The sequence below is a fragment of the Methylobacterium oxalidis genome (assembly GCF_007992195.1).
GTDB lineage: Bacteria > Pseudomonadota > Alphaproteobacteria > Rhizobiales > Beijerinckiaceae > Methylobacterium > Methylobacterium oxalidis.
Map to the genome: position 1 here is coordinate 1 of NZ_BJZU01000288.1, position 1,269 is coordinate 1,269.

At 64.8% G+C, this 1,269-nt stretch carries 3 protein-coding genes; all 3 read right to left on the minus strand.

Annotation, left to right across the window (positions count from 1 at the left end; genetic code table 11):
• The coding region (locus tag MOX02_RS30600; protein ID WP_147029510.1) for a hypothetical protein at positions 1 to 205 on the minus strand (205 nt) is incomplete at its 3' end.
• Between the two features lie 203 nt (positions 206 to 408).
• The gene (locus MOX02_RS30605) at positions 409 to 651 is read right to left on the minus strand and encodes a DUF6522 family protein (protein ID WP_147029511.1); all 243 of its coding nucleotides are present in this window, start codon (positions 649 to 651) and stop codon (positions 409 to 411) included.
• Positions 652 to 776: 125 nt separating this feature from the next.
• Entirely contained in the window at positions 777 to 1,202 is a 426-nt protein-coding gene (locus tag MOX02_RS30610; protein WP_147029512.1) for a hypothetical protein, read from the minus strand.
• Positions 1,203 to 1,269: the final 67 nt, after the last annotated feature.

Here is a 1,269-nt window from a genome sequence, read left to right on the forward strand (position 1 = left end):
TGGCCAGAAAGCTGTTCGCCAGACCCGCAACAACGAACGCAATGCCGAGCGCATTGAGGAACATCGCGGTCGTCCGCCGCCGCTCGTTGCGGGCGGCCTTGCCGCGAAGGCTTGCCAAGCCGCGATCAGCCCAGAACAGAAAGAGCGCCAAGCAGAGCGGGCCGAGAACAATCCAGACCGCGTCCAAAGCCTTGCTGAGCTGCATCACTCCCCCTCAGCCCAGACTGCCCGAGCCACTTCGTCACCGCGATGAAGCGATCGCCCCTTAGTGACTGCATCGTGCCTGCTGCTGCGAGCGTTTCCAGGTCGGGCGCGACGCCTGACCCAAGGGCCGCCTTCCGGAAGGCGTTTGTGCAAGGTTCGTGTCAGGCGAAGCAGGAGGCGCTGCAGAGCGAGTGCCGCCCCGGCTCAGAGACGGCGCTCGCTGATCAGGTGACCGTCGCGGTCGAAGATCCCTTCCCACGCCGCTATGGCGGCCCGGATCGTGATGCGCGAGCGGCCCTCGTCTTCCTCGCGCCCCGGATCCAACCGGCTCGTGACGAGGCCACGAGACATCTGGCGCTTCAGGTAGGCCACCGAGATGCCAAGCCGGGCGGCAAGATCGCGAGGATCGACGAGCCAGGAACCACGAGGGTCAAGATCAAGGCGCATGGCGCAGCCTCCTGGCAGTTCGGTGATGGGCGCAAGCGGCGACCGTGACTAGCACATCCGGAGCAAACTGAGTCGGTACGGCGTCAGGCTAGGGAGGCGGGGCAACACTCAGCCTGCGTCGACGTCTATCTCGGCTGAAGCTGGAGCGGCTCGGCCAGCTGCTGAGTGGTGGGTGCCTCAGATCTCTCGGCCGCCCGCACTTCGTGAGCTTTGGCGACCGTCAGGTTGGCCGTCTCGACTCGACAGACGGCATGCTCAGGTGAGCCTAGCTTATGGCCCGCTTGCAAGCAGGTGAGCCCGGCAGCGAGATCGATAATTTCGAGTTCGTTGACCTCTCTGACGAGGCGGCCGTCCTTGTAGACCGCGTACCGAGCTCTGGGGCCTTTGCCACAGCGGTAGGCCGAAGCCCCCTCGCCGCTCGCGATCAGACGATCCTCGCCGCGGCACGCTTCCTTGATCGAAACTTCGAGCGGAGGGATGGTCACCGACTGGAGGCAGCCACACAGCAAAACCGTGGCCGCCACCGATAGCACTGGCCCAGCCCGCATCATCGCTCTCCTCCGTACCTGAAGGCTACGTGGGCTTCAGATCCGGAGTCGATGACACAACCGCAACAGT

What these genes read in the sequence shown, in the direction of transcription:
- MOX02_RS30610 (WP_147029512.1), bottom strand. Translation starts at nt 1,202, where the DNA reads ATGATGCGGGCTGGGCCAGTGCTATCGGTGGCGGCCACGGTTTTGCTG.
- MOX02_RS30605 (WP_147029511.1), bottom strand. Translation starts at nt 651, where the DNA reads ATGCGCCTTGATCTTGACCCTCGTGGTTCCTGGCTCGTCGATCCTCGC.